Origin of the sequence: Fictibacillus sp. 23RED33 (genome assembly GCF_015903925.1) — a bacterium.
Taxonomy (GTDB): domain Bacteria; phylum Bacillota; class Bacilli; order Bacillales; family Fictibacillaceae; genus Fictibacillus; species Fictibacillus phosphorivorans.
In genome coordinates this window covers 1,221,579-1,234,875 of sequence record NZ_JACZDX010000001.1, presented here as the reverse complement: position 1 = coordinate 1,234,875, position 13,297 = coordinate 1,221,579, and the positions used below count along the sequence as shown (strand labels likewise).

Below are 13,297 nucleotides of genomic sequence, written 5' to 3'. Positions count from 1 at the left end.
GGGGCCAGATGCGTAGCTGGTGCTTGCCTGGGTCTTCAAAACCTTTTGGGAGGCGCGTGCCGTCTCCGGTGGGTTCGATTCCCACATGGTCCCGCCAAAAAATTTATACATACGAGGTGGACGCATTGTCTGGATGGTTCATCACTTTTATCGTGTTATGGTCCGTTTTTTTATTTACCATGTTTGCAATCGGCGGATATTTTATGTTTCGCAAATTCCTAAAACGCTTACCTAAAGAAGATGGAAAATCAATCTTAGATTGGCAAGAACATTACATCGACCAAACCATTCATCTATGGACTGATGATCAGAAGAAACTTTTAAACGAATTAGTAGCCCCGGTTCCTGAACTCTTTAGGGATGTAGCAAAAGAGAAGATCGCTGGCAAGATCGGTGAGTTAGCATTACAAGAAAAAGCAAGTTCAATGTCACAAGACTTAATCATTCGCGGCTATATCATCGCAACACCCAAAAGAGATCACAAATGGTTGATCAAGACACTAAAAAAGAAAAACATAGACATTAAACCTTATCATTCTTTACTCGCATAAAGAACCCCCTGAATCTAAAGATTCAGGGGGTTCTCTTCTCTATGTTATAATGCGATCTCATTTTTCTTTTTATTGAACAAAACGAGCATGGCAAGTCTCCACGGTAAGATCATCCCAAACGCAACGATGAAGAATAATGAACTTGTTTCAAAGATAGATATCGTAGAACCAATATACCATTTTAAAGCTAAGCGGATGGCAAACAATCCGATAATGATAAAAATAAAGGCTTTCGATCGAACCAAGTATACATGATCACCTTTAATTTCGAATTTACTTGTCATGATAAGAAATATCGAAAACATGATACCTACTAAGAAAGCCTCCCCTGCTTCAGTCCAGGTGATGTGAAAAGCAGGAATCACGAACTGAAGAAAGCCTGTGCTCATAGCCAACGGGGGAATGATGATCTTTTTTGTGGTAACCGGTTCTCTTGTTTCTTTCATTCGAAAATTAAAAATAATCACTGCCATAATAATGGCAAAGCATGTACTCGCAATAAAAAACACGGTTAGTTCCCTTCCCCTACTTCTTTCTCGATCTTATCTTCTGCAATTGAGAGGATAATGGTCATCGTAACTCCGATTACTGTCAAATATACACCTAAATCAAAAAGCATCGCTGTAGCAAGCTCTGTTTTCCCTAACAAAGGGAGTTGAAAATAGCCAAAACTGTGACTCAAAAACGGAACACCTAAAACAAAGGAACCTGCGCCGGTGAGAATGGCGATCAATAATCCAGCTGCGATCATGTACGTAAAGTTTATCGGCAATATTCTATGTACAGGTTGTAACCCGTAGGAAACATAGAGAAGAAGAAATGCTCCCGCTCCCATCAATCCTCCGATAAATCCTCCACCTGGAGCATTATGCCCTGAAAAAAGCATGTTAATTGAAAAAGCTAGAATAACAAAAACAATGATATTTGTTGTTGTTTTTAAGATAAGGTCATTCGATCGTGAATGCATGATGTATATCCCCTTTCCATATTACTCTTAAAAACCTTTGAATCCTCCAAACACACGGTTTGTTAGAAATGACGTTAATTGTGTCAGCCAATCAAAGTATAGCAGGATTCCCATAACGACCATAAGAGTCCCTCCTACCAACATAAACTGACGGTTTAACTTTTTTATTACCTTTAGTTTATCCAAAAAGAAGCTTAAAACAAAGAAAGGAACAGCAAATCCTAAAACATACGCGACCATATACGTCATAGATGCTGCCGGATTTGACACCCCAAGCGCAATAACGCCTGCTAGAATGGGACCCATACAAGGTGTCCATCCTGCTGCAAAACCAATACCGATCAACACGGAACCTAGATAACCAGTAGGACGAGATTGAAACCTTACCTTCTTATCCTTCATCAAAAATGTAGGAGTTATGAATCCCATCACGACAAGACCGAAAAAGATGATTACAATAGCTCCAATTTGCCTTAACAGTGTTTGATATTGTACGAATAGATCACCGATTATCGTAGTCGATAGACCAAGGAAAATAAATATGATCGAAAATCCTATTAAGAAAAATGTAGTATGTAGAAGCGCCGTTTTTCTTAGCATGGCGTTTTCTTCTTTAAGTTCCTGAACAGAGATCCCAGTTATGTAAGATAGAAAAGCAGGATACAATGGTAAACAGCAAGGTGAAATAAAGGAGAGCAAGCCAGCTCCAAAAGCAAGCAGAATATTAAGATCGGTCATTTTTTAGTAAGCCCCTTTTTTACAGTTCTCTCTCTATATTAAAGGGAATATCCATTTTGTTCAAACATAAAGAAAGACAGCTTAGAAAAAAGCTGTCAGAGATGTTTATGGTTTTTGTAAATACTCTTCGAGCGTGATGCCCTGCTCGTGAATTGCTTTGGCATGATCTACCCCAACATATCGGAGATGCCAAGGTTCATATTGATATCCAGTAATATCTTCTTTCCCTTTCAGATATCTGATGATGAATCCATACTTATGAGCATTATCTGCTAGCCATTTTCCTTCTTTTGTCTCGCCAAAGGCTTCTACAAGTTCAAAGTTCACTTCTTGTGATGTAACATCCATTGATAATCCAGTCTGATGCTCACTCTGTCCTGGCTTTGAGCTCGTTTTGTTCGCTACTTCTTCCCCTTTTTGCTCAGCATTAAAAGCGAAGATAGACACTTGGGTATCATAAGAGCGATACCCGGATTGTGCTAGCAACTCAAGACCGTCCTCTTCAGCTGCCTTAAACAATACTTCTAAAGAAAGAGCTGCCTCTTTTCTTAATTTTTTCTTAGGTAGATCCTCTTTAAAAGGAAACGGGACATTTGGTGTAACTAAATCTTTCGGTTCATAATTATCGGGTAGGTTTCTTTCCTTGTTCGCAACGATCAAAAGATCGTCTAGATTCTGTACAACCGCTTTCCCGTCACCAGATACCGTTACCGTTTCTTCTAACCAAGGCAGATCAGCTTCTGCTGATGGTTGTTCATCGTTATTTTCTGTTTTGTTTTCATCATTTGGTTTTGGCTTTGTTTGTTCATTTGAAATCTGTTTTTCGTTCTTTTCAGAATTTTCTTCATTAAAGGCAGCGTCCCATTTCTTTTCTGCCCAATCAACTGGCTTACATGCCGAAAGGACAAACATGCTGCCGATCAACATTGTTGGTAGAACATATTTCTTCAAAGCATTCTCATCCTTTTATTCAGTTTGTCTGTACGTGTATGCTATCTTATAATAGAATAATTTGCAAATAAGTCAATCACTTAAAACAGAAGTTCATATTTTCGAAAAATTAAAGTAAAAAATTTGTAGCTCTTGGAAGTAGTTGATTTCCGTTACAGGTGCTCGCTTTCCGCAGGGCAGGCGGTGAGCCACATTCTTGCGATTCACTTTTAAGTGTCTCATAATAGATACCACGCTCCTGCGCCTACAAGTTAAAGCTACCGTATTTAGCTTCCTCGTCGCATGCCTTGCGAGATGTATTTCAGGAGGTAGGCACGCACCTTCCACTCCAATCAACTATCAGATAAGACAAAGATTTGAAAGCAACAATCTTTTTTATAGAAAGTCACACAAATTAAAACAGCTCTTCTTCTTAGAAGAGCTGTCACATAATACATAAATCATTAAGTTTGTTAACCTACATCGTTCATAGAATCTTTTCCATGTTGCAATAGGAACATCTTATGATACAAACCTCGCTGTCTTAATAGTTCTTGGTGAGTCCCTCTTTCAACAATTTCCCCTTTATGCAACACAAGAATGAGTTCTGCGTCTTGTATCGTGGATAGTCTGTGTGCAATAGCAATTGTCGTTCTGCCGCTGCGCATTTTATGAAGCGCTTCTTGTATCTCTTCTTCGGTCTCTGTATCGATGTTTGCCGTCGCTTCGTCGAGTATCAAGATTTTAGGAGAGTAAGCCATCGTTCGCGCAAAAGAGATCAGTTGTCTTTGTCCACTTGAAAAGGTTGCCCCTCTTTCTCCTAACTCTGTTTGATAACCCTCAGGAAGTCTTTCGATAAACGATGATGCCTGAACAAATCTTGCTGCATTCATTACGTCTTCGTCCGTAATGGTTTTGTCGTATAATCTTACGTTTTGCATAATATCGCCAACAAATAAAAAGGGATCTTGCAAAACGAGTCCCATCTTGTTTCTTAACTCATTGTTTTCGTAGTTTGATAAAGGAATGTCATCGATCAAAATCTGACCTTTATTCACTTCATAAAAGCGCATGAGTAAATTGATGATTGAGCTCTTACCACTTCCGGTATGACCGACAAGAGCCACTGTTTGACCCGGCTCTGCAGTGAAAGAGATCCCTTTAAGAACTTCCTGCTCTCCATCATAAGAAAATGAAACATCTTTAAATTCAATCTTACCTCTTGAAATCGCCGGAACCGTATTCCCTTTCTTCACCGGTGCAAACTCTTCTTCATCCATGACTGTAAATACGCGTCCTGCTGATACGATAGCTTGCTGAAAAATAGAAAGGCGCATCATCATCATATTAACAGGTTCAAAAAAGCGATCCAGATAATTGATAAAAGCATAAATCACACCGATCTCAACAGGAGAATTAAATGATTTGATGCCAAAAAAGGAAAGAATCATCAACAATGCAAGCATATAAACAAGATCAACGGCAGGTCTAAGCAACAAACCGTTGTATTTTATATTTCTGAATTGTGCATCATTATGTTCTTGATTGATTTTTGCAAACTCTTTTCGAAGCCTCTTTTGCTGATTGAACGCTTGTACGATGGACATCCCTTGAAGAGATTCATTTAATTTTGCATTCAACTGGCTAAGTTTTTCTCTCATGTCATAAAACGACCTAGAACTATATTTACGATACAGCCACATGATCAAAACAATGAACGGCAAGATACACAAACAGAATAGTGCAAGTTTGACATTCAAATAGAACATGAATCCAAAGATACCAAATAAGAATACGATATTTTGAACAAACGTCGAGAGTACACTTACATAAAGATCTTTAACTGCTTCTGTGTCGTTCGTAATTCGTGAAACTAAGCTTCCTACTGGTGTTCGATCAAAGAATTTTAATCCTAATGAATGGACCTTTGTATACACTTGGATCCGCAGAGTTTGAATAATGTCAAGTGCTACAGATTGGAACAAAACAAATTGAACATAGTTTACAACCGCTGAGATTATGATTAATCCAATGTATCCTGTAGCGAGTATCACCAAAGCTCTTTGTTCAAAATTTCGAGGTGTGACAAAATCGTCGATGAACGTTTTAACGAGAATTGGACCCGTTAATTCAGCTGCTGTTGCGACTAATAACAAAAAGAAGGCGAATGCCAAACGTTTTTTGTGTGGTTTTGTATAAGACATAAGTCTTTTAAAAACAGTCCACTGCTTCATTTGCTGCAATTCATCGAGTGTAGGTTCTTGCTCGGCACTCATTTGATCACACCTCCCTGTGAAATCAGCGTTTCCAAAGCTTGTTTTTCATATGTTTCTTTGTACCATCCTTCTTCGTTCAACAAGCTGTGATGAGTACCTCGTTGTACGATTGTTCCATTTTCCAAAACGATGATTAGATCGCAATGCGCGATCGATGATAGTCGATGAGCAGTTATAATCGTCGTTTGATTTTGCCGTTTGTTCTTTAATTGCTGAAGGATGGATTCCTCTGTTTTAGCATCAACTGCTGAAAGGGAGTCGTCTAGAATTAACATTTCTGGATTTTTTATCAATGCCCTTGCAATTGAGATCCTTTGCTTTTGTCCTCCTGAAAGTGTGACTCCTCTCTCACCTACTACTGTTTCATATCCATATTTAAACTGAGAAATGTCTTTATGAATCGAGGCAAGCTCTGCCGCTTCTTTTATTTCTGAAAAAGGTGAATCGACTTTTGAAAAAGCAATATTTTCTGCAATGGTAGCTGAAAATAAAAAATGGTCCTGTGGTACATAACCGATCGAACTTCGTAACGCATTCAATTTGTATTCACAAATATCGTGATTATCTAAAATAATGTCGTCTGATCTTAATTGAAATTCACGCAGCAATAACTTGCATAGTGTTGTTTTACCGCTACCTGTCTTTCCGACGACCCCAAGAGTCTGACCTCGTTTTAAAGTAAAATGGATATCACTTAAAACAGAAGCACCTGTAGTGTAAAAAAATTGCTTTAATTGAAATGAAATATCACCTTTGGGACTGTTTTCGATTGAACCATTGTCTTCAATCTCTTCTTTTACAGCAAGAAGTGATTCAACACGATCATAAGAAGCTCTTCCTCGCTCTACAATATTAAACAACCAGCCAAATGCAAGCATCGGCCATATTAACAATCCGAGATAACTAGTAAATGAAACAAGTTCTCCTATTGTTAGTTCATTACGCGTTACAAGAATCGATCCATAACCGACCGCTAGAAAAAAGGAGAATCCAATGATCAGAGATATAGTAGGGTCGAACAAAGAATCAACACGAGCAACAGCCATATTTTTCCTAACTGCATCTTTCGAGAGATCCGAAAAGCTGTCAATATCATCTTTTTCTTGACCAAAAGCTTTAATTACCCTCGTACCAGAGATACTTTCTTGCACTTTATCGTTCAAAGTTGAGAATGCTTCTTGTGCACTATGAAACCTTTTGTGCAGCATCGTACCATATTTGTTTGTTGCCCACGCCATAATTGGTAAGGGCAGAAGACTGACAAGTGTTAATTTCCAACTGATCGTTGTTGCCATTGCGATTAATGTAAAACCACCCATCATCAATGAATCTACTAGCGTTAAAACGCCATCCCCAGCAGTCTGTTGAATAGCTTGAAGATCGTTCGTAGAATGAGCCATCAAGTCTCCTACACGTCTCTTTTGATAGAACTCTTGTGATTTTTTCGTAAAATGTTCGTACAGCCTATTTCTTAGTAACATCGCCAATTTAACAGCTGAACCGAAGATTAATATTCTCCAGATATACCGAAGAACATAGATACCTATCGCAATGCTGATTAAAACTGCAGCATATTTCCATAAGATCTCTTCGGTTATCGTACCTTCTTCAATATGATCGACAATGAGCCCGACCACTTTTGGAGGGACCAATAATCCCAGTGACACGAAGGCAAGCATTACGATTCCGCCTATATACCGCCACTTTTCTTGTTTAAAATACCACATCAACTGCAGAAAAACCCTCAACGCCCGTTCCCCCTTGTTTCTATATCAAAACAATTCTAGTTTACCAATATATGAAAATTCCGAAAAGGAAAAAGTTTCACAAAAATAGACCCCATTAAAAGGGCCTTTTTGAAATCATCTGTAACTGATTTAGATTTTTTAGGGCAAATACTGATCTAATACGTTCTTTACTTTTGTATAGACGCCTTGATAGGAATCACTATTCAGTTTGATGCACTCACTTTCATATTGCTGTTGTGCGTAATCATATTTAGGATCATAATAATTCTCAAGCAGCAGTGATACTACATTTTCATAATTTAACGTTTTCAGGTTTTCTTGAATGTCTAACATGATTGCTGTGGGAATTCTTTTTGACAGCTTATTGACCGCTTCAATAATCTCATCTTTATGCAGAAGCGGCTCGTACACATTACAAATATATTTAACCCTTAAATGAAAAGGTAGCTCCACATGAATTCGAACACCGCTGTATTTACCTTCTAACAGAAAATTGGGAACGACTACTCTCCCAATACGTTTACTCTCTGATTCAATAATAATCGCTGTAGATTTCTCCGACTTCTGAAGTTGTTCATAAAGTCTTGATTCAAACTTCTTCTGCGAAGAGGGGTGTTCTCCGATCTTTCCGAAAATCGAGCCTTTATGTCCTGCCATTTCTTCAAGGTTCAGTACTGGATATCCTTCTTCTTGCAGTTGTTTCAGTAGTTTCGTTTTCATCGTACCAGTATGACCTTCAAGTACGATGATCTTTCTTGGTTCAGCCTCCATCTCTCTAAAAAAAGCATCAATCTTCTTTCTATACGACCGTATGCCTCCATCGAGCTGTAGGGTCTTTATCCCCATCATGCTCATCGTTTGAGCGATACTCCTTGAACGAAATCCACCTCTTGCGCAATAGATAACAACCTGTTTTTCAGGATTTTCTTTACTTTGGGAATTTATCTGATTATATAAAGACGGAAGTTTGGGTGCAACAACTTGCAGTCCACGCTCCATCGCAGCTTCTTTACTTTCCTGTTTGTACAACGTCCCTATTTCTGCTCTTTCCTCATTTGAAAATATACTCACATTAAACGCACCAGGAATATGGTACTCTTCAAATTCTTTCGGAGATCTTACATCAAAAAGCAAATAATGATTTGCATCTATCTCATCTATGGAAATCGTCTCAACGTTGTTCATTGCCATCATCCTTTATTGATACATAACGCTATTTGTAAAGAGAACGAAAACAAGCACCCGATTATTCATCAGGGTGCTTGTCCAACTCTTACTTCATCTGCTTGTTCATAGCCTGCATCATTTGATTAATTTTCTTCTGTGAAGGCTTTTGCCCCATCTGCATCATCATCACACGCAACATATTTTCATTAATCGGTGGATTTTTTTGTAAATAACTCATCATATACTTGCGGGCAATAAAAAATCCGATCGCAACACCTGCAATCAGTGAGAGTGCACACACAAGGATTATCATACCAGTACCCATTGTTAAAACTTCCTCCTTCATGTTGTCTAGAACTAGTTTACTACAAGTTTACCTACACATACAAGATTGAAAGAGAATTAAGTGGCATAGACCATGTTCAATTTAAACGGTGAAAGCCATCCAAATTTTCTTTCACCATAGTCCATCGCAAGAAAGTAAGGTTCATATTGGCGAAGCGCCTCAAATATAATCGTTTCTGCTTCAAAGTTTCCGATACTGTAAAGGTGGATATATTGATCAGTGAGTTCTATTCTCACGATGCTATCTTTGCAAGATAAAGAGTATGTTTCTCCTTCTGAACGCCATTCCTGTGCACCACTTAAATGGTTCCAAAAGTGTTTTTCTAGTTGAGAAACAGATAATAGAGAGGTTATGTAACTGATCTGCTTTTGTAGGATGGTTTTAGATAAGCCATTTGAGCGCTGTTCTTCGAAAAACAACTGAAACAGCTTATTTTCCTTGCCATAATAGGAATGAGCAACTTCTTTTGTGATTAGATAGATATAAAATTCTCTCATGAACAAGCTCCTCTCCAATCATTTTCTAAAAGTATATACAATATACGTAAAGAAGCTTGTCTAAAAAGGTGTGCAGATTCTAACTACTTTTGTCGAATCAGTAAGAAAAGGAGGTTTCCTCTCGGAAACCTCCTTATTCATGCGAATTTTTTATTTATTTAACATGTCTTTAACACGTTTTACGATGTTCTCTGGAGTAAATCCGAATTCTTTTTGAATGACTTCTCCAGGAGAAGATGCACCAAACGTATCGATTGTTAGCGTATCTCCTTCAAGGCCAACATATTTATGCCAACCGAGTGAAGCTCCCATTTCAATCGCTAAACGCTTCGTAATATTCTTTGGAAGTACAGATTCTTTATAGTCGTTATCTTGCTTATCAAAACTTTCCCAAGATGGCATAGAAACGACTGAAGCTGAAATTCCTTCTTTTTGAAGTAGTTCTTGTGCAGCAACTGCAATACTAACTTCAGATCCTGCAGAAAGAAGCAATACATCTGCATCAGCTTCAGCTGGCGAAACAACATAAGCTCCTCGCTTAACACCTTCATAAGCATTCTCTTTTGTGTTCTTTAAGATCGGTAGGTCATGACGGCTTAATACCAATGCAGTCGGCTGGTTCTTGCTCTCAAGCGCTAATTTCCAAGCTGCGTTTGACTCATATCCATCAGCCGGACGAATCACGTTAAGATTTGGCATCGCACGAAGAGAAGCAAGTTGCTCAACTGGTTCATGAGTTGGACCATCTTCTCCTACCATTACACTGTCATGCGTTAATACATACGTTACAGGAAGCCCCATTAGAGCAGATAATCGAATAGCAGGTCTTACATAATCAGAGAACACAAAGAATGTTCCACCGAACACATTCAGTCCGCCATGCAGAGCCATTCCGTTCAGTGCTGCTCCCATAGCGAACTCACGAACACCAAACCAGATGTTACGTCCGCTGTAGTCGTTGCGACTGAAATTATTTTCGCCTTCAATAAGTGTTTTATTTGATCCTGCTAAGTCAGCAGATCCACCAAATAGTGATGGCACACTCTTAGCTAAAGCATTGATCGCCTTACCTGAAGATGAACGAGTAGCTATAGCTTTGTCGTAGTCAGGAAGGTCTTTGTCCCAATTCTCAGGAAGATTTCCTTTGATCGCTTCTTGAAGCTCGTTAGCTAATTCTGGATAAGCTTCTGCATAAGCATCGAATTGCTTGTTCCACTCTTCTTCTTTTGTTTGTCCTTCACTCTTCAGTTGTTCAAAGTGTGATTGTACTTCTTCAGGAACATGGAAATCTTGCTCAAACGTCCATTTGTACGCTTCTTTTGTTAGTAAGATCTCATCTTTACCTAGCGGCGCTCCATGAGAAGCAGATTTTCCTGATTTATTTGGTGAACCATGTCCGATCACAGTCTTCACTTCAATAAGAGTTGGCTTGTTAAGTTCTTCACGGGCTTCTGATAGTGCTTTTTCGATCTCATCAAGATCTGTTCCATCTTCCACATAAAGAACTTGCCAGCCATAAGCTTCAAATCTTTGTTTTACACTTTCAGAGAATGAGTGATGAAGGTCCCCATCCAAAGAAATATCATTTGAATCGTAAAGTACGATCATTCTACCAAGCGCAAGATGACCTGCAAGTGAAGCTGCTTCAGCAGAAACACCCTCCATAAGGTCTCCATCACCACAGATAGAATAAGTAAAGTGATCAATCACTTCATGTCCATCACGGTTATATTTTGCAGCTAAGTGACGCTCAGCCATAGCCATACCTACAGCCATCGCAATCCCTTGACCAAGCGGGCCAGTTGTTGCTTCAACACCAACCGTATGACCGAATTCTGGGTGACCTGGAGTCTTACTTCCCCATTGTCTGAAATTCTTCAGATCATCAATTGTTAAACCATATCCACTCAAATGTAGCAAGCTATATAACAACATCGATCCATGTCCTGCTGATAGTACAAAACGGTCACGGTTGAACCATTCAGGATTTGCAGGATTATGGTTCATGAATTTAGACCATAAGCTATATGCCATAGGCGCAGCACCCATCGGCATACCTGGATGCCCTGAGTTCGCTTTTTCTATGCTGTCGATAGAAAGTGTTCTTATTGTATTAATTGCTAATTCATCAATAGTTCGTGACAAAAAAATCATCCCTTCATATGTACTAAACAGTTTTGACTTTCATAATAAACGTTCAAATGCAATTAGACAAGACAAACACATTTTTAACTATAGTTATTTTACCATCTACTCATGAAAACATACAAAAACCGCCTGTTATCCTACAACTTTTTCGTTGTATTAGAACAGGCGGTTAAATTTTATTATGCGAGACCTGGTAAGTGACATGAAAAATGATCCGTATTTTCATCATAATCAAGTTTCATATTCTCAACGAACCATTTATCTTCGTTTCGAACAAAAAATCGAAGACCTTCAATCTCTTGAATGTAATCGTTCTCTTCAGGCACATCAGCGGTCACACCAAGGGAAAAACCTCCCGAGTCACCACTTCCTGCATATTTTACGAAAAGTCTTAAAGCCTCTGACGCTTCTAAAGCAATATCCTTATAAAGGTTCGCAGCTGCACTTGTAATTGAAAAAGTCAAAATATTCTCCCCTTTCAAAGTTGTTATATAACAGTATATACTAATGTGTATAGATTGCAACAGAAAAAAATGCCTATTTACAGTGAGTAAATAGGCATTTCTTATTAATGTTTGAGGTTATTTTTATTATCTTTACTTCGTTTTAATTTTTCAGGTGTTACATCATCCCCGTTCGGATCAACAAAGGTCATACCATGCAAATCTTGAACGAAGGATTTACGGAAAACTTGTAAATATTCTTCTCGTAGTTTTTTTTGTTCAGCTTTTTCTGCTGATGTTAAATCTGATTGTTTAGATTTTCTAGACAGTTCATTTATACGTTGCATCTTATCTTTAGATAACATAGTAAAAACTCCTTTTTAAAGCATTCTTCACTCTATCCTACAGCAGAATGAAAGGAATTTCTAGTTATCTGTATTTTCCACATGTTCTTTATATCTTCTATGTACGGTTGCTTTAGACACATCAAAGCCCAGCCCTCTAAGCGTTAAAGCAATGTCATGAAATGTAAGCTTCATGTTCTTTAATCGTACGATTTCAGAGATTGGCACTTCCTTTTTGTCTCTGCCACCACCAGTTTGATTTTTTAAATTCTTTTGAGGTTTATACCCTTCTTTAACAGCTTTTCTCATTCCACGCTTGATCTTCATATTATGAAGCTTTCGTTGGTATTCTTCTACAGTAGACACAATATCAAGCACCATTTCGTCCGCTTCTGTTAATGTGTATTCTCCGTTATTAGAGAGCGTATAAACTTTAATGTTGTATTTGATCAACTGATGAAGTAATGCCATCTTAGCTTTTCCTCTACCTAAACGAGTATCATCTTGCACAAGAAGGCACTGAAACTCTCCATCCCTTGCAAGATCTAATATATTTAACAACTCTTCTCGATCTAAAGAAAAACCACTTGCTTTTTCACGGTAACAATTCAAAACTTCAAATTTAAATTGTAGTGCTAACTTCTTTAGTTCCGCTTCTTGTCTTTCTAATGAAGTTATTTGTTCATCTTTATCTGTACTAACTCTGGAGTAAATGATTGCTTTCATTGTTTAAAACCCGCTTTTTTATTTATTGACTGGTATGATTACTTTCTGACCTGGAAAAACAGCTGCCGCATTTACACTGTTCTTCTTTTCGACCCATTTTATAAATTCCCAATTGGAATAATGGTGCTTGGCATTATACTCTTCAGAAAGACTCCACAGTGAGTCCCCCTCCTGTATGGTTACTTCGATATATTGAGCTTCTTGTGAGGCAAGATTTGATAACGTAAAAAATATACCACCTAACAACCCTAAAAATACAATAACATGCATTGTCCCTTGTTTCATTGTGATATCCCCTTTCAACAAACGTTTGTTCGCATCTCTTACATTCATAATAACTGGAACATTTGTTCGGTGTCAACTATTTTTTCGAACTTATGTTTGTATCTCTTAATTCTCCATGATATACTTTTTAT

At 38.1% G+C, this 13,297-nt stretch carries 15 protein-coding genes and 1 tRNA gene; 2 read left to right on the top strand and 14 right to left on the bottom strand.

The features are described from left to right. Positions 1-97, top strand: a tRNA-Sec gene (locus IHV09_RS06450). A 28-nt stretch (positions 98-125) separates the two neighbouring features. Further along, a complete protein-coding gene (locus IHV09_RS06445; protein ID WP_255520071.1) occupies positions 126-551 on the top strand; it encodes a DUF2621 domain-containing protein in 426 nt (141 codons plus the stop codon). Between the two features lie 44 nt (positions 552-595). On the opposite strand, the gene IHV09_RS06440 is transcribed toward IHV09_RS06445, so the two are convergent. The 14 genes from IHV09_RS06440 to yneA all read right to left on the bottom strand — a co-directional run bounded on the left by IHV09_RS06440 (position 596) and on the right by yneA (position 13,166). After that, positions 596-1,060, bottom strand: a complete 465-nt coding sequence (locus IHV09_RS06440) for a CcdC family protein (protein WP_197127828.1) — start codon at positions 1,058-1,060, stop codon at positions 596-598. Positions 1,061-1,062: 2 nt separating this feature from the next. Continuing rightward, positions 1,063-1,521, bottom strand: a complete 459-nt coding sequence (locus IHV09_RS06435) for a Na(+)/H(+) antiporter subunit B (protein ID WP_260858765.1) — start codon at positions 1,519-1,521, stop codon at positions 1,063-1,065. A gap of 24 nt (positions 1,522-1,545) precedes the next feature. Then, on the bottom strand, positions 1,546-2,256 hold the full coding sequence (locus IHV09_RS06430) for a cytochrome c biogenesis CcdA family protein (protein ID WP_197263877.1): 711 nt from the start codon (positions 2,254-2,256) through the stop codon (positions 1,546-1,548). A 105-nt stretch (positions 2,257-2,361) separates the two neighbouring features. Next, positions 2,362-3,207, bottom strand: coding sequence for a M15 family metallopeptidase (locus IHV09_RS06425; RefSeq protein WP_231618139.1), 846 nt, complete (start codon positions 3,205-3,207; stop codon positions 2,362-2,364). Between the two features lie 452 nt (positions 3,208-3,659). Next, positions 3,660-5,462 (bottom strand): ABC transporter ATP-binding protein, encoded by a 1,803-nt coding sequence (locus IHV09_RS06420; RefSeq protein WP_370568932.1) that lies wholly within the window; start codon positions 5,460-5,462, stop codon positions 3,660-3,662. After that, entirely contained in the window at positions 5,459-7,210 is a 1,752-nt protein-coding gene (locus IHV09_RS06415; protein ID WP_197263876.1) for an ABC transporter transmembrane domain-containing protein, read from the bottom strand. The genes IHV09_RS06420 and IHV09_RS06415 overlap by 4 nt, the downstream gene beginning before the upstream one ends. A 138-nt stretch (positions 7,211-7,348) precedes the next feature. After that, entirely contained in the window at positions 7,349-8,395 is a 1,047-nt protein-coding gene (gene mnmH / locus IHV09_RS06410) for a tRNA 2-selenouridine(34) synthase MnmH (RefSeq protein WP_197263875.1), read from the bottom strand. Positions 8,396-8,483: 88 nt separating this feature from the next. After that, positions 8,484-8,702: a YneF family protein gene (locus IHV09_RS06405; protein ID WP_066241071.1), complete on the bottom strand. Its 219-nt coding sequence runs from the start codon at positions 8,700-8,702 to the stop codon at positions 8,484-8,486. A 77-nt stretch (positions 8,703-8,779) separates the two neighbouring features. Continuing rightward, complete coding sequence (gene sirA, locus IHV09_RS06400; RefSeq protein WP_197127802.1) at positions 8,780-9,220, bottom strand: sporulation inhibitor of replication protein SirA; 441 nt, start codon at positions 9,218-9,220, stop codon at positions 8,780-8,782. A 150-nt stretch (positions 9,221-9,370) separates the two neighbouring features. Next, positions 9,371-11,374 carry a transketolase gene (gene tkt, locus IHV09_RS06395; RefSeq protein WP_370568931.1) on the bottom strand — a complete coding sequence of 668 codons (2,004 nt, stop codon included), beginning with the start codon at positions 11,372-11,374 and terminating at the stop codon, positions 9,371-9,373. Between the two features lie 173 nt (positions 11,375-11,547). Further along, the gene (locus IHV09_RS06390) at positions 11,548-11,832 is read right to left on the bottom strand and encodes a HesB/YadR/YfhF family protein (protein WP_197127800.1); all 285 of its coding nucleotides are present in this window, start codon (positions 11,830-11,832) and stop codon (positions 11,548-11,550) included. A 104-nt stretch (positions 11,833-11,936) separates the two neighbouring features. After that, positions 11,937-12,176, bottom strand: coding sequence for a DUF896 domain-containing protein (locus IHV09_RS06385; RefSeq protein WP_197127799.1), 240 nt, complete (start codon positions 12,174-12,176; stop codon positions 11,937-11,939). A 60-nt stretch (positions 12,177-12,236) separates the two neighbouring features. Then, positions 12,237-12,881, bottom strand: coding sequence for a YneB family resolvase-like protein (locus tag IHV09_RS06380; RefSeq protein ID WP_197263873.1), 645 nt, complete (start codon positions 12,879-12,881; stop codon positions 12,237-12,239). An 18-nt stretch (positions 12,882-12,899) separates the two neighbouring features. Next, on the bottom strand, positions 12,900-13,166 hold the full coding sequence (yneA, locus tag IHV09_RS06375) for a cell division suppressor protein YneA (protein ID WP_066393884.1): 267 nt from the start codon (positions 13,164-13,166) through the stop codon (positions 12,900-12,902). Between the last annotated feature and the right edge of the window lie 131 nt (positions 13,167-13,297).

Excerpts from the sequence above, each read along its gene's own strand:
- sirA (WP_197127802.1), bottom strand. The coding sequence starts at position 9,220 with ATGAGAGAATTTTATATCTATCTAATCACAAAAGAAGTTGCTCATTCC.
- yneA (WP_066393884.1), bottom strand. The coding sequence starts at position 13,166 with ATGAAACAAGGGACAATGCATGTTATTGTATTTTTAGGGTTGTTAGGT.
- mnmH (WP_197263875.1), bottom strand. The coding sequence starts at position 8,395 with ATGAACAACGTTGAGACGATTTCCATAGATGAGATAGATGCAAATCAT.
- IHV09_RS06405 (WP_066241071.1), bottom strand. The coding sequence starts at position 8,702 with ATGGGTACTGGTATGATAATCCTTGTGTGTGCACTCTCACTGATTGCA.
- IHV09_RS06385 (WP_197127799.1), bottom strand. The coding sequence starts at position 12,176 with ATGTTATCTAAAGATAAGATGCAACGTATAAATGAACTGTCTAGAAAA.
- tkt (WP_370568931.1), bottom strand. The coding sequence starts at position 11,374 with ATGATTTTTTTGTCACGAACTATTGATGAATTAGCAATTAATACAATA.
- IHV09_RS06420 (WP_370568932.1), bottom strand. The coding sequence starts at position 5,462 with ATGAGTGCCGAGCAAGAACCTACACTCGATGAATTGCAGCAAATGAAG.
- IHV09_RS06430 (WP_197263877.1), bottom strand. The coding sequence starts at position 2,256 with ATGACCGATCTTAATATTCTGCTTGCTTTTGGAGCTGGCTTGCTCTCC.
- IHV09_RS06380 (WP_197263873.1), bottom strand. The coding sequence starts at position 12,881 with ATGAAAGCAATCATTTACTCCAGAGTTAGTACAGATAAAGATGAACAA.